Source organism: Mucilaginibacter sp. 5C4 (assembly GCF_034345625.1).
Classification (GTDB): Bacteria; Bacteroidota; Bacteroidia; order Sphingobacteriales; family Sphingobacteriaceae; genus Mucilaginibacter; species Mucilaginibacter aurantiaciroseus.
In genome coordinates this window covers 211,764-235,875 of record NZ_CP133775.1, presented here as the reverse complement: position 1 = coordinate 235,875, position 24,112 = coordinate 211,764, and the positions used below count along the sequence as shown (strand labels likewise).

Annotated in this window: 18 protein-coding genes; 15 read left to right on the top strand and 3 right to left on the bottom strand. The window is 43.8% G+C overall.

All coding sequences use genetic code 11. The features are described 5' to 3' along the window. The first annotated feature begins 49 nt into the window (after nt 1-49). The 15 genes from RHM67_RS01060 (at nt 50) to RHM67_RS00995 (ending at nt 20,159) form a co-directional block, all read left to right on the top strand. Nucleotides 50-1,957, top strand: a complete 1,908-nt coding sequence (locus RHM67_RS01060; protein WP_322229733.1) for an alpha-amylase family glycosyl hydrolase — start codon at nt 50-52, stop codon at nt 1,955-1,957. A gap of 825 nt (nt 1,958-2,782) precedes the next feature. Further along, complete coding sequence (locus tag RHM67_RS20565) at nt 2,783-2,956, top strand: deoxyribodipyrimidine photo-lyase (protein ID WP_369124778.1); 174 nt, start codon at nt 2,783-2,785, stop codon at nt 2,954-2,956. Nucleotide 2,957: 1 nt separating this feature from the next. Beyond that, nucleotides 2,958-3,125, top strand: a complete 168-nt coding sequence (locus RHM67_RS01055) for a deoxyribodipyrimidine photo-lyase (RefSeq protein WP_323514493.1) — start codon at nt 2,958-2,960, stop codon at nt 3,123-3,125. A 585-nt stretch (nt 3,126-3,710) separates the two neighbouring features. Next, nucleotides 3,711-4,394: a response regulator transcription factor gene (locus RHM67_RS01050; RefSeq protein ID WP_322229730.1), complete on the top strand. Its 684-nt coding sequence runs from the start codon at nt 3,711-3,713 to the stop codon at nt 4,392-4,394. Next, nucleotides 4,391-5,758 carry a HAMP domain-containing sensor histidine kinase gene (locus RHM67_RS01045; RefSeq protein WP_322229728.1) on the top strand — a complete coding sequence of 456 codons (1,368 nt, stop codon included), beginning with the start codon at nt 4,391-4,393 and terminating at the stop codon, nt 5,756-5,758. Before RHM67_RS01050 ends, RHM67_RS01045 begins: the two co-directional genes overlap by 4 nt. Nucleotides 5,759-5,829: 71 nt before the next feature. Then, nucleotides 5,830-6,141 carry a hypothetical protein gene (locus RHM67_RS01040; RefSeq protein WP_322229725.1) on the top strand — a complete coding sequence of 104 codons (312 nt, stop codon included), beginning with the start codon at nt 5,830-5,832 and terminating at the stop codon, nt 6,139-6,141. A gap of 24 nt (nt 6,142-6,165) precedes the next feature. Further along, complete coding sequence (locus RHM67_RS01035) at nt 6,166-6,681, top strand: manganese efflux pump (RefSeq protein ID WP_322229722.1); 516 nt, start codon at nt 6,166-6,168, stop codon at nt 6,679-6,681. 93 nt (nt 6,682-6,774) lie between these two features. Next, nucleotides 6,775-9,477 (top strand): magnesium-translocating P-type ATPase, encoded by a 2,703-nt coding sequence (mgtA, locus tag RHM67_RS01030; RefSeq protein ID WP_322229720.1) that lies wholly within the window; start codon nt 6,775-6,777, stop codon nt 9,475-9,477. A 144-nt stretch (nt 9,478-9,621) separates the two neighbouring features. Further along, on the top strand, nt 9,622-10,932 hold the full coding sequence (locus RHM67_RS01025; protein ID WP_322229718.1) for a carbohydrate porin: 1,311 nt from the start codon (nt 9,622-9,624) through the stop codon (nt 10,930-10,932). A gap of 321 nt (nt 10,933-11,253) precedes the next feature. Further along, complete coding sequence (locus RHM67_RS01020; protein WP_322229716.1) at nt 11,254-12,555, top strand: Nramp family divalent metal transporter; 1,302 nt, start codon at nt 11,254-11,256, stop codon at nt 12,553-12,555. Between the two features lie 86 nt (nt 12,556-12,641). Next, a complete protein-coding gene (locus RHM67_RS01015; protein ID WP_322229715.1) occupies nt 12,642-13,349 on the top strand; it encodes a DUF1345 domain-containing protein in 708 nt (235 codons plus the stop codon). A gap of 570 nt (nt 13,350-13,919) precedes the next feature. Beyond that, on the top strand, nt 13,920-14,315 hold the full coding sequence (locus tag RHM67_RS01010; RefSeq protein ID WP_322229712.1) for a hypothetical protein: 396 nt from the start codon (nt 13,920-13,922) through the stop codon (nt 14,313-14,315). Nucleotides 14,316-14,434: 119 nt separating this feature from the next. Beyond that, nucleotides 14,435-15,826, top strand: a complete 1,392-nt coding sequence (locus tag RHM67_RS01005; protein ID WP_322229708.1) for a TolC family protein — start codon at nt 14,435-14,437, stop codon at nt 15,824-15,826. A gap of 12 nt (nt 15,827-15,838) precedes the next feature. Beyond that, nucleotides 15,839-19,072, top strand: coding sequence for an efflux RND transporter permease subunit (locus tag RHM67_RS01000; RefSeq protein WP_322229704.1), 3,234 nt, complete (start codon nt 15,839-15,841; stop codon nt 19,070-19,072). Nucleotides 19,073-19,076: 4 nt separating this feature from the next. Beyond that, the gene (locus RHM67_RS00995) at nt 19,077-20,159 is read left to right on the top strand and encodes an efflux RND transporter periplasmic adaptor subunit (protein ID WP_322229702.1); all 1,083 of its coding nucleotides are present in this window, start codon (nt 19,077-19,079) and stop codon (nt 20,157-20,159) included. A gap of 269 nt (nt 20,160-20,428) precedes the next feature. Here the strand turns inward: RHM67_RS00995 and RHM67_RS00990 are convergent, their stop codons facing one another. The 3 genes from RHM67_RS00990 to RHM67_RS00980 are packed head-to-tail and all read right to left on the bottom strand — an operon-like array spanning nt 20,429 to nt 24,111. Further along, nucleotides 20,429-21,646 carry an efflux RND transporter periplasmic adaptor subunit gene (locus RHM67_RS00990; RefSeq protein ID WP_322229701.1) on the bottom strand — a complete coding sequence of 406 codons (1,218 nt, stop codon included), beginning with the start codon at nt 21,644-21,646 and terminating at the stop codon, nt 20,429-20,431. Beyond that, nucleotides 21,639-22,895, bottom strand: coding sequence for an HlyD family efflux transporter periplasmic adaptor subunit (locus tag RHM67_RS00985; protein WP_322229699.1), 1,257 nt, complete (start codon nt 22,893-22,895; stop codon nt 21,639-21,641). Before RHM67_RS00985 ends, RHM67_RS00990 begins: the two co-directional genes overlap by 8 nt. After that, nucleotides 22,882-24,111, bottom strand: a complete 1,230-nt coding sequence (locus tag RHM67_RS00980) for a TolC family protein (RefSeq protein ID WP_322229697.1) — start codon at nt 24,109-24,111, stop codon at nt 22,882-22,884. Before RHM67_RS00980 ends, RHM67_RS00985 begins: the two co-directional genes overlap by 14 nt. Nucleotide 24,112: the final 1 nt, after the last annotated feature.

Genomic DNA, 24,112 nt, shown 5'->3' with positions numbered 1-24,112 from the left:
TAAACAGCATTACTATCCAGCTTCGCGCTGCAAAAAACAACCAGTATTTATGAGAAATATCATTTTATTAACGGGAATTATTGGGCTGCTATTGGGTACCGTAAGTTGCAGCAAAAAAAGTGTGGATCCTCCGGCGGGCGGTGGTGGCACAGTAACGCCTCCGCCCATTACAATCGGTAAGGCTTTGCCTGCCGGTGCCGGCGATGGGGTAACTTATATCAACTCGGGAGCCTCGGCTATATTTAATATCTACGCACCGGGGAAAACATCCATGGCGGTAATCGGCGAATTTAATAACTGGTTGCCAACGGCCATGACGGTTACGCCCGACGGCAATAACTGGTGGGTGCAAATCGACAATCTGGACGCTAATAAAGAATATACGTATCAATTCCTGTCTGACGGTACTTTAAAAGTCGCTGATCCCTATTGCGAAAAGGTGTTGGACCCTGATAACGACAAATATATACCTGCGTCGGTTTACCCGGATCTGAAACCCTATCCTGCCGGTCAAACGGGTATCGTTAGCGTGATGCAGGGCAACCAACCGGCGTACGCCTGGAAAAACGCCAGTTTTACGCGTCCTGATAAAAACAAGCTGGTTATATACGAACTTCATATGCGCGATTTTGTAGGCACCCACAGTTACAAAACCTTGAAAGATACACTTAGTTATTTAACCAACCTGGGCATTAACGCTATTGAATTAATGCCGATAAACGAGTTTGAAGGCAACTCGTCTTGGGGATATAACCCTTCATTTTATTTCGCGGTTGATAAATACTATGGCACAAAAAACGATTTAAAAGCTTTAATTGACGAGTGCCACTCCCGTGGTATTGCGGTGATTTTAGATATGGTGCTGAACCATTCCTTCGGCCAGTCGCCAATGGTGCAGCTTTATTTTGACAAAGCAACGCAAAAGCCGCGGAGCACTAGCCCATGGTTCAATGTTAATCCTACCCACCCCTACAACGTAGGTTACGATTTTAATCACGAAAGCCCGGCTACCAAATACTTTGCTAAAAACGTGATGAAATTTTATATGCAGCAATATAAGATTGATGGTTACCGGTTCGACCTTGCTAAAGGCTTCACCCAAAAAACAAGTACCGACGATGCATCCTTTGCTGCTTACGATGCAAGCAGAGTTGCCATTTGGAATGAATATAATAGCTTTATTAAAAGTATTGATAACAATAACTTTTACAACATTCTTGAATTTTTTGGCGGCGACCGCGAAGAAAAAGAGTTATCAGATGCGGGCATGATGTTGTGGTGTAATATCAATTACAACTTTAATGAGGCAACAATGGGCTATGTGCCCACTTCTAATTTTTCTCGCTTGTACTTTACCAGCCACACCGGCTTTACCCAGCCCGATAACCTGGTTACCTACATGGAGAGCCACGACGAGGAAAGATTGATGTATAAAAACCTGCAATATGGTAATGTATCGGGCAGCTATAGCGTTAAAACACTCCCAACTGCATTAGCGCGTGAGGAAGCCGCCGCCGCATTCCTGCTAACGGCGCCTGGGCCTAAAATGATCTGGCAGTTTGGAGAGTTAGGATATGATATTAGTATCGACCAGAATGGCCGCACAGGCGAAAAGCCGATTCATTGGGAGTATAATAGCGACCCTTTGCGGCATAGGCTTTATGCCACCTACGCCAAGCTAATTAGGATGAAGATCAGGAACCCGGTCTTTGCAACGTCATCTATCAGCTCGAGTTCATCCGGCTCTATAAAAACGGTTTACCTAAATGGTACTGGTGAAAATGTTGTAGTAGCCGGGAACTTCGATGTCAACAGTCAATCGGCAACGGTAGCCTTCCCAAGCGCAGGTACCTGGTACGATTACATGACAGGTGGTTCCATTAACGTAACATTACCTTATACGGTAACTTACGGACCCGGAGAATACCATATTTATAGTAATGTTGTATTGAAATAATAACCCAGCTTTGGTGGGGCATCAGCACAAGCACAAAAATCCCGGCGTTATCACTCTTAGGTATGGTCTCCATTGAAATCGAATCATAGTTTAAATCGTTGCGAACAGTTTCAAGTCCCTCATTAGATGGTTCGATAGTAGTCCTGCTCCCACCACCCAGAAAATGATGCCGTTATGAGAAATCGTAACGGCCTTTATTTTTTTGTAAAAACAATGTTAAACATGGTGCTTTTCAAAGCGTAGGCTACCACCTTATCGCAGCTTCGTGCTGCGATTTATACCGCATAGCTATATTAAACTACATCAAAACAGTTGTTAAGGTTGTTGCACCCCCGGCCATTAGTTATGCAAATAATATCGTTGTTTACAAGCAAGGCGGTGGCATAACGCCAACTAAGTCTACTAACACCCAAGGGGCTGTACCTAATATTGCTTATGGTACTACCACAACCATTACCAATGGTGGGTACGGCTATGCTAATGGTAATGGCTCAGTTGCCAAGTTTGCTTTTAGTGGGTCTTTTCCCACAATCATGGTCAGCGATCGCACCGAATTACAATCAGTTTTGTTGCGTTTCGGTGCTTAATATGGTGTTTTGAAGCCAATATGTTAGCGTTTTTATAATGATTTTAGTAGCCCGTAGGGGAAGCTTTTCGAGCCTCTTTTTAGAAGATTAAAAATTGTTAGCCGCATCTTGATGATTATTAAATATTAATTTACAACGTTTTTAAATAATCTTCCAATCGCTGACGCTGGGGTCTGCAAAGGTTTTTATAATTCCGGAGGAGTTGTTAGGTAAGTAGCTAAATATCAGCAGTATAAATATGGCGGCAAAGAAAATTGCATTGATATGGTTTAAAACAAATCTCCGTTTACGCGATAACGAATGTTTGTTCAGGGCAGTAGCAGAAAATGATGAAGTTATACCGTTCTATTGCCTGGACGATCAATTGTTGCGAACTACCAAGTTTGGGTTAAAAAAAACGGGGGGATTTTAGGTTGAAATTCTTAAGGGAGAGTTTGCAGCAACTGGATTCAGATTTACGCGGGGCAGGTTCGGGGCTGACATTATTAAAAGGAGTGATAGAAAAGGAAATATTTCGGCTTGCAAATAAACATGATGCCCAAAAAATGTATGCAGAAAAAGAGGTTGCCCCGAAGAGTTAACCACACAAAAAAAAGTAACAGATGAGCTGTTAACACTAAATTGCACTATTTCTACATTTGAATGTCGTAACCTTTTTCACTCGTCCGATCTGCCGTTTTCTATCGAACGATTACCTGATATATTTACTAATTTCCGAAAAATAACAGAAAAGACAGTCGCTGTAAGGCCGGTATTTCCAGTGCCATCAGTTATTGTATCACCACCAATTGCGGCGTTAAATTTAACACTGCCTGATGAACTAAATTCGATTGACCGCTTGTATAGCCTTTGCTTTTTATCCCGGCGGTGGGCTATCTTGGAAGTAATTGTGAATATGGGATGTTAGTTATTTAGTGTGTAAGGTAAAAGCAAATCGGTTATAAGCGCAGCGAATTTCCGTTTTGTTGGGTGCAGAAAGCCTGCCGGAGCCTGTTGATATATTTTAACATTAATCAGATAAAATTCCTTCGCTGTGGTAAACTGATCGATTTTAAAAAGGCGGTTTAAAATGCTCAGAAATTTCATCAATACAAAGACCACCCTTATTTTCTTTTATAGACTTACTGTTTAATTGCCTTAATTTGTTTTAGCTTATACCATTAATCGTGAAAATACTTATTATAGAAGATGAAGTGCGTATTGCCACGCTGATACAACAGGGCTTGGAAGAACAGGAGCACTTGGTTGTCATAGCCTACGATGGCCTGACTGGAAAAAAACTGGCCCTGCAAAACGATTATGACCTTGTAATAAGCGATATTATCTTACCTCAATTGAGCGGGATTGAAGTATGTCGGGAAATCCGCTTAGTCAAACCGGATATGCCTATTATCCTGCTCACCGCATTAGGAACGACAGATGATAAGGTTGACGGCTTTGATGCGGGGGCTGATGATTATTTAGTAAAACCATTTGATTTTCGGGAGCTGCTAGTTCGCATCCGGGCGGTGATGAACAGAAAAATTGGCAGAACCACCGTCCAGCCTGTTATTTTAAAATATGCAGATTTGGAATTAAATAACCAAACCAAAACGGTGAGTCGGTCAGGTAAAACCATCAGCCTTACGCCGAAAGAACTGAAGCTACTGGAATATATGATGCAGAACAGCGAAAGGGTATTATCAAGAACAGAGATCGCTGAAAAAGTATGGGACACTCATTTTGATACCGGTACCAATTTTATTGACGTTTATATTAATTATCTTAGGAAGAAGATAGATAAAGATTTTAATGATAAACTGATCCATACCAAACAAGGCCTTGGGTTTATCTTTGCAGCAGCAAAATGACGATCCGTAACAGGCTTACTTTTCTTTTCACCGGAATCATAGCAGCACTATTGCTTGCTTTTGCTTTGGTCGTTTATTTTTCTTTTTCCGAAAACAGGGAAGAAGAATATTATAGCTCCCTACGACATACGGCTATAACCAAAGCTAATTTAGTGCTTGATGCAAAAATCGCGCCCAGCGTTTTGCAACTGATCTATAAACAGTCGCCGAATACGTTTTTCCAGGAGGAAGTCGCAATCTATGACAGGTCTTTTCATTTGCTTTATCATGATGCGGTTGAAATTGATAAAGTAAAAGAAACCCGGCAAATGATCGATGAAATTGTAGCGAAAAAGCAGATCAAATTTTACCAGGGAGACATGCAGGCGGTAGGAATTCTTTATCATCATAATCATAAAGATTATGTGATTACCTCTGCCGCTAATGACCAGTATGGTTATGCGAAACGCCGTAATTTAAAATACACGCTGCTTATTGCCTTTTTTGTTGCGATCATCTTCATCTATATTGCCGGGCATATTTTTTCCAGTAAGGCGCTCAAACCGGTTTCGGATATGGTGGACGAGATGGAAGAAATTACGGCGACAAACCTTGATCTGCGGATCAACGAGGGAAACGGGAAAGACGAGATCGCGGAACTGGCCGTTACTTTTAACGCCATGCTGAACCGGCTGGAAAAATCCTTTGATGCGCAAAAGGAATTTGTATCCAATATTTCGCATGAATTAAGAACTCCACTGACGGCAATGCTGACGGAGTTACAGGTCGCGGCAGAAAAAGAAAGGAGTAATGAATATTACAGGGGTGCCATACACCATGCGATCAGTGACGCACAAAAAATTGTTCGGTTATCCAATAGCCTGCTTGACTTGGCCAAAGCCAATTATGACCATACGGAGATCACTTTTAAGGAACTGCGACTGGATGAGCTCATACTGGATGCCCGTAACGATGCCATGCATGACCAACCCGGCTCCAAGATTAATATCGTTTTTGAAAAAGAAATTGAGGACGATGATTTTATATCGGTTATGGGTAATGAGTATTTGTTAAAGGTTGCTTTTATCAACCTGATGGAAAACGGCTGTAAATTCTCTAAGGACAATGAAGCCGCTGTCGCTATCACTTATTTTAAAGACAAGACCATTCTGCGCTTCCAGGATCATGGTATTGGCATGGATGAGGCCGAACTGAAGCATATCTTTACAGCCTTTTACCGTGGTGCAAATCAACAATTTGCAGGCGGGAACGGTATCGGATTATCACTCACCAAAAAAATTATCGACCTGCACAAAGGAACTATTGCAGTGTCTTCTCAAAAAAACGAAGGAACGACGTTCACTGTTGAACTGCCGCATATTTAGTGCTTTCTAATGACTTTCTAATAGTTTTCTAAGAGTTCTCTAACGGTTTGCTTAACTACCGTGCTTTACATTTGCAACGCATTTCAGAAAAGGAATCATTTTTAATAAAATTATCATGGATACAGGTCCGAGTAGAACACATCAACTATTACTTACTTCCCGCTAAGCTCAAGGCCGCTCCATTACGCAGTCCTGTTCAGGCGGGACAAAAAATTATTGTCATGCGTAAAAGAGAAAAAATCCGCACCGTTTTAACCACCGTTAATGTCCCCATTTATCTAATCCCCGTAATTAAGCAAAAGCCGGTTAAGGCTCTTGCTTTTCCTACCGCCGGGATTTTCAGCTTTTCGCTTTCCCGTGTTTTATTGCCGCCAACTGAATGATGAAAACAAGGAAAGCATATCGCCATGATTATGATCTGTAACATAGCCCTGATATTGATAGCTGCGGGAGTAGCTGCGGATAACCTTGTCCTTGCTTTCGTAAGCGGTAACGGGATGGCTGTATTCAAATTAGCCCGCGTAGAAGAACCAAAATCAAAAGTCAAATCGCCTCATTTGTTTTTGATATTGGGTTTGCTTTTTATTATTCAAAACATGGTACTGTTCTATGGTAAGTGGTTTGGCCTGTTTACCAAAGGGATACTGAAAGGGGAGGAACAATTGATCGCCATCGGGTTATTGTTTTCGATGAGTATCCGGATGTTGCAGGAACTGAAAAAAAAGAACAGCACGGCCAAGCAGGTTGCATTAGATACCCGGCACTTTTTAGAAATAGGATTAGGCACATCCATTTATGTATTTGCGTTTGGTTGTGCCCTGAACTGGCTTAACCTAGATCACCGGGTCGTCATACTCGCCCTGCTTTCATTGACCGTCCTATTTCTGATCGCGGGCATCCTGTTAGGAGAACATCATTTTTGAAAAAACATTCAAATACCTGAATACGATAGCGCCATTCCTGGTGATGGCAGGAAGCGTCCTCTTAATTATTGAACTACTTAAAAATAACATCAAATGACATTAGCAGCAACCACCAGAAAATTAAAAGTTTCCCACAACGTCCCCATATCCGGGTTTGATGAGGCCGCTGTTACCCTGCTCCGCCGGGTGTCAAAAGAAGATCACCCATCCTTTTATACCACGATGGAAAGCAGTGAACAGGGATTGAGTAAGTCAGAAGTAGCCAATAAAAAAGGAAAATACGGCCTGAACGAAATTCAGCATGAAAAGGCACCGGCCTGGTATGCGCAGTTATTTCAGGCTTTTTTAAATCCTTTTATTGCGGTATTGATCGCACTGGCCTCCGTTTCTTTCGTAATGGACGTGTTGTTGGCCGCACCTGGTGAACGGGATTATAAAACCGTCATTGTCGTTGTAGTGATGGTCATGTTGAGTTCCCTGCTACGTTTCTGGCAGGAATACACCAGCAATCGTGCTGCCGAAGAGCTGAAAAGCATGGTCAAAACGACAGCAACAGTCATACGCCAGGATAAAGGAAAGTTCGAGATCAACATTATAGACCTTGTTCCGGGTGATATCGTATTTCTTAGTGCGGGTGATATGATACCTGCCGATTGTCGGATTATTCAATCTAAGGATTTGTTCGTAAGCCAGGCTATGCTCACCGGGGAATCTTTACCACTGGAAAAAAGAGAGCTGTGTATCGCTGACGCGGAACAAAAGTCGCCTTTGGAACTGGAAAACATTTGCTTTATGGGCACGAATGTAGTCAGTGGTACTGCGACAGCTATCGTGGTTACTACGGGCAACCTGACCTATTTCGGTACCATCGGAAAAGCGATTACCGGAAAACGCAACGAAACTAGTTTTGATAAAGGCATCAATAAAGTAAGCTGGCTGCTGATCCGTTTTATGCTGGTGATGGTTCCGCTGGTTTTTCTGATCAACGGGCTGACCAAACACAACTGGTTTGAAGCACTGATGTTTGCTATTTCTGTAGCTGTCGGCTTAACCCCAGAAATGCTACCGATGATCGTTACGGCTAACCTGGCCAAAGGGGCCAAAAACATGAGCAAGAGAAAGGTTATTGTTAAACGCCTGAATGCCATCCAGAATATCGGGGCGATGGATATTCTGTGTACTGACAAAACCGGAACATTGACAATGGATAAAATCGTTCTGGAAAGGCATTTGAATGTTTTTGGGGATGCAGATGATGAGGTCATGAAATGGGCCTACCTTAACAGCTTCCATCAAACTGGGCTAAAGAACCTGCTGGATGTTGCGGTACTGGAACATGCGGAGATCCATAGCTGTGTGAACGCTGATGAATTGTTTAAAAAGATCGACGAAATACCCTTTGATTTCCAACGCAGAAGAATGAGCGTAATCTTGGAGGAAAAAAACGGGAAACACTTGTTGATCTGCAAGGGTGCTGTCGAAGAAATGCTCGACTTATGTACCCACGCTTTTGATCCCGGAGAAGATAAACAATTGCATATCGAAAACGATAAGATAGTGCCAATGGATGATGCGATGCGCCAAATCATCTTAAATACCTCGCGCAAACTCAACGAGGAAGGATTGCGGGTGTTACTGGTCGCCATCAAGCAATACGACGAAAGGCCGCTGACTTATTCTGTTGCCGATGAAACCGATATGGTATTGACCGGGTTTGTAGGTTTCCTTGACCCGGCAAAACCATCTGCCAAACCTGCCATTGAGGGGTTACAGAAATTAGGGGTAAGCATCAAGGTATTGACTGGCGACAATGAGGTGGTCACAAAAAAGATCTGCCGCGATGTAGGTATCCCGGTGCAACATGTCCTGACAGGAAAGGAGTTAGAACAGATGAGCGATCAAGAATTGACCTTGAAACTCGATGAAACCAGTATCCTAGCCAAATTGAGCCCGATACAAAAAGCGAGGATTATTCAACTGCTTCAGGCAAAAGGCCATACCGTAGGATTTATGGGTGACGGTATCAATGATGCGGCAGCCCTGCGGGATGCTGATGTAGGTATTTCTGTTGATACTGCGGTGGACATCGCCAAAGAAAGTGCGGATATTATTTTGCTGGAAAAAGACCTGATGGTATTGCGCAAAGGTGTGATCTATGGCAGAAGGACTTTTGGTAACATCATCAAATATATCAAAATGACCGCCAGCAGCAATTTTGGCAATATGTTCAGCATGTTGGGTGCCAGTGCCCTGCTTCCGTTTTTGCCGATGTTGCCGATCCAGATTTTGGTAAACAATTTATTGTATGATATATCGCAGACTTCTATTCCCTGGGATAGCATGGATGAGGATTTTATTGACCAGCCCCAAAAATGGGATGCCAGGGGTATCAGTAAGTTTATGCTGTTTATCGGACCGATCAGTTCCATATTCGATTATGCCACTTTTGCCGTGATGTGGTTTGTATTCAAGGCAAACAGCCCGGCACATCAAAGCCTCTTTCAAACCGGGTGGTTCGTGGAGAGTTTGCTTTCGCAAACGCTGATTGTACACATGATCCGTACACGTAAGATACCGTTTATTCAAAGCTGGGCCACTGCACCGGTGGTAGCGCTAACATCGGCCATCATGGCAATCGCGTTATTTATACCCTTTTCGCCGTTTGCCACGGCCTTTAAAATGGAGGCTTTGCCTTTGGCATTTTTCCCTTGGCTGATCGGTATCTTATTTGCGTACTGCCTGTTAACCCAACTGATCAAAACATGGTTCATTAAAAAATTCAGTCAATGGCTTTAAGTAAAAAAAACAAACAATGGGTACTGGCCATTATTGGTATGGCTGTACTCGTTTTTTTGGTCGATTACCTGTTGAACTATTTTCATCATCGGTAAACCCTATATGATACCTCATTTTTTAAATACACATTCAAAATAATACGTTATGAAGAAATACGTACCTATTACCATCATACTGCTTAATACCATTAAACTCACTTTTGCGCAGGACACCGTTAAACAGCAACGTTTTAACTTACATTTTCAGCAAACGATCATTACACAATATAAACCGGCCTTTAGCGCCACCTATTCCGGTAACAACAGCTTGCTTACCGGGTCGGAAGCACAAAGTTCCATTACAACCTCCTTATTCGGCGGGGCCAGGTTATGGAAAGGGGCGGAAGCTTACTTTAACCCGGAAATGTCTGGCGGTGCCGGGTTAAGTAAAACATTAGGTGTGGCAGGTTTCCCAAACGGGGAAACGTTCCGGGTAGGCAGCGCATTCCCTGAAATTTATATTGCAAGGCTTTATTTAAGACAACGATTTGAATGGGGAATCGAAAAGGATACATTGATAGATGGTGTTAACCAATTGGCAGGCATAAAAAGAAAACGCTACTTTTCAATTGTAGTGGGTAAATATGGCATGGCCGATTTCTTTGACGGTAACGAGTTCAGCCATGATCCCCGCGCACAATTTATGAACTGGGCCTTAATGGATAATGGAGCCTGGGATTATCCGGCGAACACTCGTGGTTATGTGATCGGTGCTACCGCTGAATTAGGGCAACCTGACTGGACACTTCGATTTGCGTATACCATGTCAACCACGGAAGCTAATGGCGCAATATGGGATGGCAAATTAAGCAAAGCCAATACCCAGACCTTAGAATATGAGAAAAGATACACCATTAGCGGACAAAAAGGCACGGTGCGCATCTTAGGTTTCCGTAATAACGGTAAAATGGGTGATTACCGGCAGGCATTGGCTTTAAGCCCTGTTGCACCAAATGTGGATACGACACAAGCCTATGGCAGGCATAAATATGGTTTTGGCATCACCGCAGATCAGTATATAACAAAAGATTTCGGTGTGTTCGCTAAAGCAAGCTGGAATGACGGCCATACCGAAACCTGGTATTTTACGGAGATAGACCGTTCCATAAGTTTTGGCGGCGTATTAAAAGGAACATCCTGGAAACGCAAGGACGATGAGTTGGGCCTTGCCTTTATTGGCAATGGGTTATCGCAGCCGCACCGTGATTATTTAGCCGCAGGCGGTTATGGTTTCTTAATAGGGGATGGTAAACTGAATTACGCCCCAGAAATAGTAGCCGAACTATATTACAAAATTAACGCTTATCAGCATAAGTTATGGCTATCACCGGATTACCAGTTTGTTTTAAATCCAGCTTATAATAAAGACAGGGGCCCGGTGAATGTATTGGGGATACGGGCGCATGTAGAGTTTTAATAAATACCTTAAGTCGGCGTTATTATACTCATTTAAAAGTTCAATTAATTATTCTTCAATATGAAAATCATACCACGCATAATTATCGGTCTAGTAGTCGTTACGATCTCCGCTAACTTATTTTTATTTCTTGATAAAGAATATGAGAAGCATTATTTAAGTTGGGTAAATGCAATAACCGGTTTTTCTTTAGTCAGCATTTTGCTCTTAACTTTATATAGCAGGAAAAAGCTAAAACAACTCCAATCAAAATATGTTCATAAAATATTTAGCAAAAATTAATTGTAATCCAATTTAAATTATTTTTTACCAATTATATTCATGGAAACAGATCAGCCATCAAAAAGACCAAAAAAGAATTTCCTCAAATTTCTGAGCCTTTTAGGCCCCGGTTTAACCACCGGTGCAGCGGATGATGACCCATCGGGTATTGCGACTTATTCGCAAACGGGTGCGCAATTCGGTTACGGGCAGTTATGGACAGCACTTTTTATGCTACCCTTTATGACTGCCGTTCAGGAAGCCTGTGCGCGAATCGGTTTGGTTACGGGTAAAGGAATATCAGCTGTCGTTAAGCAGCATTACAGCAAAACTGTTTTATACAGTGTGGTTTCTCTTGTTGTGATTGCTAACACGATCAATATTGGTGCTGATATTGGTGCTATGGCAGCGGCGGCTCAATTGCTCGTCCCTGTTCCATTTATCCTGCTGACTTTAGCATTTACAATCATTATTTTGTTGTTAGAAATATTTACTAATTACCGAACCTATTCCAAAATATTAAAATGGCTGGCGATCACGTTGCTTGCCTACCCCATTACACTGTTTATTGTGGACCAGCCATGGGCTACGGTTCTGAAAGCGACTGTGGTACCACATTTTGAATTTACCTTCGCATTTCTTTTCATTATAACGGGTGTACTTGGAACGACGATCTCTCCATATATGTTCTTTTGGGAAGCCTCCCAGGAAGTAGAAGAGCAAAAAGCGGAAGGACGGGTATTCAGGGGTAAACCGCAAATTAGCTGGCCGCATATACGCAGGATGCGCATCGACAATACTTTTGGAATGCTCTTTTCTGAATTCGCTACCTGGAGTATTATTGTCGTCGGCGCTACCGTCCTTCATAACAGCGGTATTAAGGATGTGAAAACAGCTGCTGATGCGGCAAAAGCGTTGGAACCCTTGGTGCATAGCTTTCCGCATTCTGGTTTTTTTGCGAAACTGATCTTCTCTATTGGGATTATTGGTTTGGGATTATTGGCTGTTCCGGTACTTTCAGGTTCAGCGGCCTATGCGGTATGTGACACCTTTAAATGGAAGTCGAGTTTAAACCTAAAATGGAAAAGGGCGCCAGCTTTCTATTCGGTGATCTGTATCGCGACCATCATCGGACTGCTTATCAATTTTATCGGTATTGATCCGGTTAAAGCACTGGTATATGCGGCTGTATTGAATGGTGTTGCGGCGGTTCCCCTTTTATTTCTTATTGTAAGAATCGCCAGTAGCGAGAAGATCATGGGGCAATATAAGAATGGTTGGCTTTCAAGCCTGTTATTATGGATCACATTCATAGCTATGGGCGCTGCGGCTTTGGCCATGTTTTATACCATTTTAAAATAGCCCCCATCGAACCAAGATATTACTTTCATAAAAGCAATCACTAAACCCGCCAATGATAACTTTGCTGGGAGAATAAACTAAATAAAATGCCTAAATTTAAACAAACCGAGTTACGGTTTTTTATCTGGATCAATAAGCTCGATGCACATCACCGGCTTTATATAACTCTTGTCTTTGCCTTGCTGGTATTATTGGGGACCACATTCAAGGTTAGATTCCCAATAACATTAATGCTAATGTGGCTGGCCTATGCCGGCTGTAGTTTATTCTTCGCTTGGGTCACTATTTTTTCTTCACATCCGAAGGAAGTAAGTAAAATTGCCCATCGACAGGATTCAAGCCGTACATTGGTTTTCTTATTCGTGGTTGGCGCGTCCTTTATTAGTTTAATGGCAATACTTATTCTACTCCAGGGTACAAACGGTCTGTCCAAATCAGCGGCACATTTACATGTTCTATTATCTATAGCGTGTGTTGTTCTATCTTGGTGGCTGGTGCATACCATATTTACGCTGCGCTATGCGCATTTTTACTATTGCGGAATGGAACACGAAGGAGAACTTGCTGATGAGCCGGAAGGAGGACTTGAATTTCCGGGCAAGCTTGAGCCTGATTATCTTGATTTTGCTTATTTTTCTTTTGTGATAGGTATGACCTTTCAGGTTTCAGATGTGGAAATATCATCGCGGCATATCAGAAGGTTATCTTTAATGCACGCCTTGATATCTTTTGCTTTTAATACCGTGATACTTGCATTGAGTATTAATGTAATTTTAGGGCTTGTACAAAAATAGATATGAAAGTAATAAAACTATTAAAATGTAAGAATAAAGCGTTTAAAAGCATTGATATTTTTGATAAAATGATGGTTTTTATTCAACCGCTATTTTATCAAAAATACATTGTAGTTAAACAAATAGGCTCTGTATATTTTGATCTTTATTCAAAACAGACTTATCGGTACGGAGCATCATACTGAGTGCCTGAGCACTGGAATTATCCAGTTTTCTTTTGAAGATAGAATTATAGCGTACCTGCGACTTAGTTGAAATCAAGTGATGGTTAGGTAGCAAAAGAATATGGGTAAGCACGATAAACAAGTATGCCGCAGTCAGCAACAGCACACTCATTTTTTTATGATAAGTCACCCTCATAAACAAATGTAAGTAATTTGGTTTATTTAATTCAAATCGCCAGGCCAAACCTGAAGGGGTCTATAACTTTCCATTTCTTTTGAGGCAATGGGCTTCAAACGTGTAAAGTACTCACTGTATAAGAATACCAACAAATAAAATTCAATTGCAACAATAATTTTGCAAAAAAACCTTTATTGTTTTGAGATATTTGCGCGGTAACATTAAAAGGTGAAAAAGAAGCAGGCCACATTTCCCAGGAATATCTTAGTGCTAGCGCTTGTGGCCATGTATTTTTTCACAGCCTCCACCCACATCTTTTTTATTCCCTGCCTGACCCAGGGCACGCACCATGCGGCGCTTTCCCATAATTCTATTTTTAAAAGAAAGCTGGAATATCGTGCGGTTGCCGGCAACCAACGGAGTTTTATTCAGCGGCCTGATAAATCGATCTTCGAAGAGCGTAAAGCGGTATCTGATTCTATCAGATCATTTTTAAGCTTTTTTACTATTCTACTGTTTATTCCGCTGGCCTGGAGGCTTAGGCCCAAGTTCTTTGCTAATGTGTCTGACCATCTTTACCCTCCCCTTCATTCGTACTTATCGCTTTGTGTGATCCGGATCTGACTAATACCACTTCTGCAAAAGTGCCGAATCAGGCCTTTTGCGCAATTTACATGCTTTTGTTTTAAGGTGTTGCCGGTATAAACGGCACTCACCATTTATTTCATTTCCGAAAAATTAATATGCAAAGTTCAAAAAGACAGCTATTTGTCGTCATTTGCCTTTTTATTGCAGGGCATACTTACGCACAGCAAACAAATCCGCCGGTCAAATTAAAAGACCTGTTAAACCGGGTCAATGAAAAAGCGCCTTCGCTACTCACGGACTCTGCTGCCATTACGATCAGGCAGGCCCAGGCTGCCGAGACCCGCAGCGCCTGGCTGCCCAACCTTAAACTGAATTACCAGGCGGATATAGGCACCAATAATAATGATGCCGGGCCTTATTTTGGCTTTGGTATCATCCCGTCCAATTCACGCGGCGTCAGGACCGAAAGTAACACCAGCGCGGTATTAACCAACCTGGGCATTGCAGCCCTCGACTGGGAGGTTTACAATTTTGGAGGTTACGGTGCCCAAAATAAGGTAGCCAATTCAGATATCAACATAGAACAGAATAAGTTTGCGCAATCCAAATACCAATTGCAGGCTTATACCATCGGCAGCTACCTGCAATTAATGCGCCTACAGGATCTCCTTTCTATTCAAAATAGAAATATCCAACGTAACCAGGAAATCCAGCGCTCGATCCAGTCGCTGGCCAAGAGCGGTATCCGGCCGGGTGTTGACACGAGTATCGCAGCAGCCGAACTATCAAAAGCACGACTGAACTATATTGAACTGGACAACCAATTAAAAAGGTTGCAACTGCAGCTTTCCGCCATTAGTGGGCTGGCTTATCAAAGCATCATTCCGGATACTGCAGCAGAGACCAGGATGATCAAGGAATCAGTAACGCCGGCCATCATGACCGCCGATACTGCCAACAATCCTTTGATCAACTATTATAAGTCGATTTATCAGAGCAGCCTCGACCGCGAAGACTTGGTGAGGAAACAGTACAATCCGAAGATCTTGCTGGAAGCTGCCGTTTGGGGCCGTGGTTCCAGCATAGATGCCAATGATAATTTCAATAGCCTTTCTACCGGCTGGGGATTCAACCGGAACAATTACCTGGTAGGCGTAGGCATTTCCTATAACCTGTTTGACATCCGGCGCAAACAGCTTAAACTCCGCACCCAAAAAACTGCGACAGACTATGCCCGAAAACAACTGGATGAACAAAGAAATGCTTTATCGCTAAATGTGAACCAGGCGGATGTGGAATTGAATACCGCCAAACAGCGTTTGCAGGAAATCCCTAACCAGTTGAAGGCGGCCAATGCGGGTTACCGGCAAAAGCTATCCCTATATAAAAGCGGCTTAACCGACATTATTGAACTGAATGCCGCTTTAAATATTTTATACCGTGCGGAAACCGATTATGTACAAGCCAAATCCGCGTACACGAATGCTTTGTTCCAGAAAGCCGTGACAGGTAACCAGGTCAGTTCAGTTTTAAACCTTTTAAATTAATCAGCTATGTCAATGGTCACATCCGCACTCAAAAGGCCGATTACCGTGGTGGTGGTCACCATGAGCCTTTTAATATTTGCAGTGCTTAGTGCAATAAAAATACCTATAGATATTTTTCCGCAGTTAAACCTGCCTACCATCTACGTTATCGAATCCTACGGGGGCATGTCGCCCCAGCAGATGGAGGGCTTTTTCTCCACCCGTCTGCAGGACCAGTTCCTGTATGTTAATGGCGTTAAAACCATTACCAGTAAGAATATTCAGGGCTTAACGATGCTGAAGCTTAGTTTTTACGAGAATGTAAACATGGCCGAAGCCCAGGCTCAGGTTGCCTTACAGGTGAACCGAGCCATGAAGTTCTTTCCGCCGGGAGCTTTGCCGCCCCAGGTGGTACGGTATGATGCGTCTTCACTTCCTGTTGGACAATTAGTCCTATCCGCTCCGGGCCGTAGCTTAAAAGAGATTTACGATATGGCCGCTACCCGTATCCGGCCGATGTTCGCTTCGGTGCCCGGCCTGTCCGCGCCGCCGCCTTTTGGTGCCAACTCGCGTTCGATCACCGTTAGCGTAGACCCTAATAAAATGCGCAGTTATGACCTGACCCCTGACCAGGTTGTAGAGGCACTGGCTAAATTCAACGCTATGTCGCCGTCAGGTAATCTCCGTATAAACAATACGATGTTTACCACAACGATTAACTCCTTGGTAAAAAGGTCAGAAGAATTTGGTGATATTCCCATCAAAACCAAAAACGGTGTTTCCGTTTTGGTAAAAGATGTCGCCCGTGTAGCTGATGCCGCTGACGTGACGGTAGATTATGCGTTGATCAACGGGAAACGCTCAGTGTATATCCCGGTGGTTAAAACCGCCGATGCCTCTACATGGTCAGTGGTGCAAAGCCTGAAAAGCAAGATCCCGGAAATGCAAAGCTTACTGCCGGATGATGTGAAGATCTCCTACGAATTTGACCAGTCTATCTTCGTAATCAATGCCGTAAAAAGCTTAATAACTGAAGGCGGTTTAGGTGCCTTATTGACAGGTCTGATGGTATTGCTGTTTCTGCGCGACTGGCGTAGCAGCCTGATCGTAGTGATCACGATCCCGGTGTCGATTTTACTAGGCGTGTTCCTGTTGGGCATGTTCGGTCAGACGATCAACATCATGACCCTGAGCGGGCTGGCGCTGGCCATCGGTATCCTCGTCGACCAGGCGACTGTGACGATTGAGAACATCCACCAGCATTTGGAAATGGGAAAATCAAAAAAACTGGCCATTTATGATGCCTGCGAAGAGATAGCGTTTCCGCTATTGCTCATATTATTGTGTATCCTGGCCGTATTCGCTCCGTCCTTCCTGATGAACGGTATACCGAAGGCCATGTTCCTGCCTTTATCGATGTCCATCGGTTTGACGATGATCGTTTCTTATGTTTTGGCACAAACCTTGGTACCGATATTGAGCAATTGGCTGATCAAAGCCGAGCAGTACCAGCACTATGTGCATGGCGAGACCCATGCGCATGCGGGCGAAGCTTTAAATCAAAAAGAAGAAACACAGGTTAACAATCACCTGAAAGAAGAACAGGATCATCCTGAAGGCAACGATTTTTTCGAAAAGGTCAAAATGCGGTTTATGGGGATCATCACCCGCTGGATGCCGAATAAAAAATTGATCGTACCGATCTATATCGTCGCTGTTATCGTGCTGACGGGTGTCGGTTTTGTGGTTATTGGTAAAGACATGATGCCGAAGCTGAATAACGGGCAATTCCTGATCCGTATCAAGGCGCCCGACGGTACCCGCTTGGAACGCACGGAAGATAAATTCAAAGAGGTGCTGAACATTATCGATAAAACGGTAGACCATCATATCGCTATCAGTTCGGGCTATGTGGGCATCGTGCCCAGCAGCTATGGTACCAGTAACCTGTACATATTCAATACGGGTACGCACGAAGCGGTGCTGCAGGTGAATCTGAATGAAAATTACAAAGTAAATATGGATGAGCTCAAGGATGCGCTGCGAAAAAACATCTCACATCAGCTACCCGATCTGCGGATTACCTTTGAACCCATCGATATGACCGAAAAGATCATGAGCCAGGGCGCTGCAACACCTATCGAGATCCGGGTAGCCGGCAAGGATATGACCCAAATTGAAGGTTATGCCAATAAAGCGGTAGCCAAATTAAAACAAATCAGTTACCTGCGCGATGTGCAAATTGTACAGCCTTTAAGGATACCTGTAGTAGCCATTACGCTTGACCGCCAGAAGGTGTCTCAATTCGGGTTGAATGTGACCGATATCGCACGTTCGGTTACTGCAAGTACTTCGTCAAGTCGCTTTACAGAGAAAAACCAATGGCTGGATGAAAAAGCGGCCTACACCTACCAGGTACAGGTGCAGATCCCGGAATATGTAATGAACACGATGGACGAACTAAAAGAGATCCCGCTACTGAAAGGGCAAAGCACCCCAACATTGGCCGATGTGGCCGATTTCAAGGTGATCTATTCACCCGGTGAATATGACCGTTCTGGTCCCCGCCGTTTTTTAACGGTGAGCGCCAATATCTATAAAAAGGATTTGGGTACCGCTACGGCCGATGTACAAAAGGCGATGACCTCCCTGGGCGCGCCACCAAAAGGATTGGTCGCAGAGTTAAAAGGGATGTCCAGCTTGTTGACCGAAACCATGAGCAGTTTGCAAAGTGGTTTAGCCTTCGCGGTACTGGTGATCTTCCTGCTGCTGGCAGCCAATTACCAGTCTTTCAAGCTTTCTTTGACAGTGCTTTCGACTGTTCCGGCAGTAATATTAGGGTCACTTACCGCTTTACTGTTGACAGGTTCTACACTTAACCTGCAATCCTATATGGGGATGATCATGTCTACCGGAGTATCGGTAGCGAACGCGATCCTGATTGTAACGAATGGTGAAAAATTGCGCCTGGAATTTAAAGATGCTACGCGTGCATCGATCACGAGCGCAGCTATCCGTTTGCGACCTATCCTCATGACCAGCTTTGCCATGATGGCGGGTATGGTGCCGATGGCATCTGGTATGGGTGAAGCAGGAGAACAGACCGCGCCATTGGGCCGGGCTGTGATCGGGGGCTTATTTGCTTCGACGCTTGCCGCCCTGTTCATTTTGCCCTTGGTATTTGCCTGGGTACAGAACAAGACCACTTATGAATCACCGTCATTAATGCCGGAAGAGACCACTGCTATTCAAACTTCAACGATATAAACAAATGAAAAAGAAAATAATCATCTTAGGCGCGGCAGCATGCTTTTTAGCAGCCTGTTCCGGTAACGAAAAGCCGGTAGACCTGACCGAAGCGAAAGCAAGCGGGAGCAAGAAATATGAGACCGGTACAATCACCGAAAAAGCTTTGTCCAGCTATGCCAGGTTACCCGGACAGTTAAACCCATTTAACGAGGTTAATCTGTTTCCCAAAGCAAACGGTTTTGTCAAGCAGATCTTTGTAGACCGTGGCTCCCAGGTCACCAAAGGGCAATTATTAATAACCTTGGAAGCACCCGAGATGGAGTCCCAGCTTCAGGCGGCCAATTCCCGTTATTTACAGGCGCAGGAAACAGCGAATGCCAGTAAGGAAAAGTATAACCGTTTAAAACAGGCAGCAACTGAACCGGGTTCCGTTTCCCCGCTTGATCTGGACAATGCCGTATCCCGGATGAAATCGGATATGGCCATTGCTAATGCTGAAAGATCCAATATGGAGTCCGTTAAAACTATGCAAGGTTATCTTAAGATCTACGCGCCGTTTGACGGCACCATCGTGCAGCGGAATGTATCGCCAGGTGCGTTGGTTGCGCCTGGCAAAGGCACTGACCAGCCCATGTTAGTACTTCAGGATACCCGAAAACTGCGCCTGGAAGTAGCCATCCCAGAAGATTACGTGGATAAAGTGGACCTGAAACAGGCCGTTACCTTTACCTTTAACGCCATGCCAGGCAAGGAACATACCGCGAAGATCAGCCGTTCGGCCAATGCCTTGGGCAATATGCGGTCAGAAGCAATCGAGATCGATGTGATCAACAAAGACGGCCAACTCAAACCCGGTATGTATGCGGAGGTTAAGATTCCGATGCTTTCTGGGGCCAAGTCATTGCTGGTGCCAAATACCGCAATCGTTCGTTCCACCGAACGGGAATATGTGATCACGGTAAAAGACGGTAAGGCGAAGCTGGTCGATATCAAAGAAGGACTTGCTGGAAAAGATTCTACGGAAGTTTTCGGTGCTTTGGTTGCGTCAGACCGTATCGTTACCAAAGCCGGCGACGATATTAAAGACGGTACTGTTATTAATTAATTACCCAAACCAACATGACCGCTTAGCGCGGCCATGTTGGTTTTGATTTTTCAACCGGGATAATGCGATAGTACCCCTTAGCGATCAAATTCGCAAAACATTGCCTTAACCCCATGCTTTAGGCTCTGATTAAATAAGTTTCCATGTCTTGTTTATAAGTTATAATTACTTTTACTTCAAAAATAGATTCTTCTTCCACTGCAATAAGCCGTTCATGAACCGGTACTAATATTTTACGACTATCTTTGAAAAGAGACAACATATTCTGCTTACATTTTTATACCAGCATTTTTATCACCGGTTCCGTTTTTGAATATTGCCTCACTATTCAACAAATAAGCCCCGTTCGTTACCACGATTTCCCCAATACTTAACCCCGATGTTACAGAGACATAATTTTGATTTCCTAAACCAACTTTAATCATTTTAGATGAGAAGCTACCATCTCTATTTTTAACCCACACCCTGCTGCCTCTTCCCTCCGTTAAAACAGCTGATGCCGGAACTGCTAACGCTTTGTTGCCCGTACCGCCGATGGTTAAATAAGCCAGCATACCCGGCCTGATCAACCCTTGGCTATTAGAAATACTGATCCTGATCAAATCAACTTTGGATGTTTCTGATAACTCAGGGTTTATAAATTCAACTTTTCCTGCGATGATCTGCCCACCAAGATCGGGAAACGATACGTTTACCCGGTCATTGACCTTGTAATTATTGGTTTCATTAGCGTAAAGCTGGGCCTCTACCCATAAGTTGTTCAAAGACTGCGTTTTTAAAACAGTCATGCCCTCCGTTACATAATCACCCTCGTGGACGGCTATTTCGCTTACTGTTCCGCTTACCTTGCTTAATATCACTGTTGTTGCAGATACTTTGCCCAACGCTTCTAAACTATTGATCTGTGACGGTGTTAAGCCCCATAATTGAAGTTTGCTTTCTGCCGCATTTATCAATTGCTTGTAATCCACATCGGGGTTATGGAGAAGCTTTTGTTGCTGTTTAGCCAGCAGGTATTCTTTTTCCGCTTCCTGTAGATCCTCGCTGTAAATGGCATAAACAGGTTGTCCAATAGCTATTGTTTCGCCAACGGACCTCACAAAAAGTTTTTGTATCCGGCCGCCTAATCTTGCGCTCAATTCCTGTGCAGCGGTTTCATTGGTGGTCACGGTTCCGGTAAGCGTTTTTTCGTTGCCGGTATTTTGTTCCTTTATAGTGTCCGTTTGAATGGCCGCCAGTTGAATTTGCGTTGCGGTAAGTATGATCTTATCCCTACCCATATTGCTCATCGTGCCGGTCATTTCAACTTTGATGAGTTTCATACCACAAATCGGGCAATTGCCATCACGGTCTTCGTGAACCTGCGGGTGCATGGAACAGGTGTAATAAGCTTTCGATACTGTTTCTGACACTACAACCTGCGGCTTTGGTTTGCACGCAGTTAGTGCCAGTAAAAACATTACTATCAATATTTTGATCTTATTCATGTCCCTGTGTTTTAATGAAGCTTTCGCTGTCAGATAAATACTGTGCATTGGATGCCAGGCTGTCGGCCAGTGATAACCCTTTAATGACTTGTATTTCCTTGTCATTTTTGATCCCGGTGTAAACCTGACGGGCTTTATACAAGCTACCCTGTTTGAGCCAGATTAATTGCGTATGTCCCAAGTCCAGTAATGCGGAGCGCGGTATCCATAAACCATCTGTTTCGCCGGTTTGAATGGCGGCTTTAACCAGGCTATTCACTTTTAGTTCGTGATCCATGTTGTTGAGATAAACCCTGATGCTCGTAGCCTTATCGCCATCCTGTAGGATTGGCTCGATAAAATCAACTTTCCCCCGGATGATTTTGCCCTGCATATCCGGTAAACTGATCTGCACTTTTTGGTTGAGTTTTAAACCTGAAACCTGTGAGCGGTCTATTTTAATGATTGCCCAAAGCATGTGCGGGTTGACCACATTGAATAAGGGTTGCCCTTTTTCAACATACATCCCCTCTTTGATGGATAGCGGAAGATTGTTAGCAAAATCGGTAGCTGGTTTGTTTTCTGTACTACCGGCCATTTGACTATGCGCTACATCATGTACATGGCCTTCGTAAGGGCTATAAACAGGCAAGCTGTAAAACGCTTTGCCGGTTTTAACGACTTGTTCTACTTGTGCGGTTGTCATTCCTAACAGCAATAGTTTTTGTCGCGCCGCATTGATCAGGCCGGTTTCCTGTGCGGAGTTTTTGCTAACGAATAGTAGATCCTGTTGCGCCGTTACCAGGTCAGGGCTGTAAATATCAAAGATGCGTTGACCAGCATGGATCTCCTGGAAAGCATATTTGATATACAGCTTTTCGATACGGCCCGAGAACCGGGATGCGATATTATTAAATGTCCGGGTGTCAAAGTCCAGGTAACCATCGCCGGAAATTTCTGTAGCAATTGCTCGTTGCGCCGGCATAACATATCCTACCGAAGAAATAACATTTCCGTTAACCGGTTTTAAAACCGTGTTCAGGCTGATTCCCGACCCCTCGCTGGCCTGCCCTGATTTCTTAACTAGGTCCATGCCGCAAATAGGGCAACTGCCCGGATGGTCTTCCATGATCTGTGGGTGCATCGGGCAGGTATATTTTATATCGCTCTTTGCCTGAACCGCAACAGGTTCAGGTTTTGGGTTTGAACATGCTGTTAGAAAAACCAGCATGATGCCGAAACCCATTAGTATGATATTAGTATTTCTCATATTCCCTTTCATAAGCTACTTGTAAGGTTAATAGATCCTGCAGACGGTCTAACGCTTCCATCCGTGCAGTTTGTAAACCTTTGATGCCATTTAAAACCGATGGCAGGTCCCCGCTATTTTGATCATAAGCAAGCAAAGCCGTTTTATAACCGTTTTGCAGGGCGGGAATGATATTGAGGTTATAGTTTTTCAGTTGTCTTTTCTTACTGCCCATATTTGTCCTTAAACTGCTTAACTGCCCCCGAGCCTGGTTAAGCATATCCAATCTTCTCTGCTGTAGTTCTTGGACTTCGTAGCGAATACCTTTCAGGTTGGCTTTGTATTCCTTCGATGCCCAGGGTACGATGGGTATAGTGACCGAAGCCATTAAAATATATTGGTTGGGAAAACCACCATAGCTGATCATGTGGGCCGCCTGTATTCCGAAATCAGGCTTACGTTTGCTGTATTCCGCCTGCGCGTTCAATTGCTGTAGTTCTATACTGCGGCTGACCCCTTTAATATCGCTTCGCTGGTTAGCCAGGGTTGCTGTATCGGTCATCGTGCCTTCGTACTCTTTTAATATAGCATCCGTATCTACCATGAAGACGGTTTGCTTATCCCGGTTCATCAGCGTATTAAGCATAATATTCCGCTGGCTGATCTCATTGTTCAATTGCTCTCGTGTGTTATCCAGTGCAAACAACTCGGCTTTGGCCTTATAGATGTTCGGTAGTTTTTCTTTCCCGTAGGTCAGCCGGATATTGGCATCTTTGAGCATATATTCCATTAAGTCTTGTGTGTGTTGTAATTGAACCAGTTTCTTTTCCAACACTACGCGCTCGTAATAATATTGCTTCGCCTGGCCGATGAGTTGATTTTTTTGATAGTTTTTATCTTCCGCAGTTACTTTAGACATCCCTTTCATATAATCTTCCTTTGCCCGCAGTTTAGCCGGATTGGTGAATATTTGTTCTGCCTGGATCATGAATGAGCCACCATTAGGGTTGATCTGGTAAGGAGTTTGGTATTGGCCCGCACTTATCTTGGGTGCATCCAGGCTTCTCGCGCCGGTCGCATAGGCATCCTGCGCGCTGATCCTGGCATCGTAAGCCTGTAAAGCAGGATTGCTTGCTACTCTGACTAAAACACTATCCAATGGCAGGGTTTGTGCCTGGACGGCAAGGCCAGGCAAGCAGATGAGCAGGATAATTATAATTTGATTTCTTGTTTTCATG

Coding starts and splice junctions, on each gene's coding strand:
- RHM67_RS20565 (WP_369124778.1), top strand. CDS start 2,783: ATGGCGGCAAAGAAAATTGCATTGATATGGTTTAAAACAAATCTCCGT.
- RHM67_RS01035 (WP_322229722.1), top strand. CDS start 6,166: ATGATTATGATCTGTAACATAGCCCTGATATTGATAGCTGCGGGAGTA.
- RHM67_RS00995 (WP_322229702.1), top strand. CDS start 19,077: ATGAAAAAGAAAATAATCATCTTAGGCGCGGCAGCATGCTTTTTAGCA.
- RHM67_RS01015 (WP_322229715.1), top strand. CDS start 12,642: ATGCCTAAATTTAAACAAACCGAGTTACGGTTTTTTATCTGGATCAAT.
- RHM67_RS01045 (WP_322229728.1), top strand. CDS start 4,391: ATGACGATCCGTAACAGGCTTACTTTTCTTTTCACCGGAATCATAGCA.
- RHM67_RS00985 (WP_322229699.1), bottom strand. CDS start 22,895: ATGAGAAATACTAATATCATACTAATGGGTTTCGGCATCATGCTGGTT.
- RHM67_RS01005 (WP_322229708.1), top strand. CDS start 14,435: ATGCAAAGTTCAAAAAGACAGCTATTTGTCGTCATTTGCCTTTTTATT.
- RHM67_RS00980 (WP_322229697.1), bottom strand. CDS start 24,111: ATGAAAACAAGAAATCAAATTATAATTATCCTGCTCATCTGCTTGCCT.
- RHM67_RS01000 (WP_322229704.1), top strand. CDS start 15,839: ATGGTCACATCCGCACTCAAAAGGCCGATTACCGTGGTGGTGGTCACC.
- RHM67_RS00990 (WP_322229701.1), bottom strand. CDS start 21,646: ATGAATAAGATCAAAATATTGATAGTAATGTTTTTACTGGCACTAACT.
- mgtA (WP_322229720.1), top strand. CDS start 6,775: ATGACATTAGCAGCAACCACCAGAAAATTAAAAGTTTCCCACAACGTC.
- RHM67_RS01025 (WP_322229718.1), top strand. CDS start 9,622: ATGAAGAAATACGTACCTATTACCATCATACTGCTTAATACCATTAAA.
- RHM67_RS01060 (WP_322229733.1), top strand. CDS start 50: ATGAGAAATATCATTTTATTAACGGGAATTATTGGGCTGCTATTGGGT.
- RHM67_RS01020 (WP_322229716.1), top strand. CDS start 11,254: ATGGAAACAGATCAGCCATCAAAAAGACCAAAAAAGAATTTCCTCAAA.